We start from the raw sequence: 289 nt of genomic DNA on the forward strand, positions 1-289 counted from the left end.
CTGGCCGAGGATCTGCAGGTCCAGCGTCAGCACCAGGGCCGAGCACTTCGCGGCCTTGGCGCGGTCGATCAGGGACTGCACGAAGCCACGGTCGCGCATTACGTAGAGCTGGAACCAGAAGGGTTTCGTGGTCACGCTGGCCACGTCCTCGATGGAGCAGATGCTCATCGTGGAGAGGGTGAAGGGGATGCCGAATTTCTCGGCCGCGATGGCACCCAGCATCTCGCCATTGGCCCATTGCATGCCGGTCAGGCCGGTCGGGGCGATGGCCACCGGCATGGTCACGTCG

General features: G+C 65.1%; 1 protein-coding gene. It reads right to left on the reverse strand.

Features of this window, described 5'->3' with window-relative positions; translation table 11 throughout:
* A partial coding sequence (locus ACZ3HH_RS29635) for an alpha-hydroxy acid oxidase (RefSeq protein ID WP_465810094.1) occupies positions 1-289 on the reverse strand: 289 nt, incomplete at both ends.

It is taken from the genome of Pseudomonas sp. PME37.24/025 (assembly GCF_055556615.1).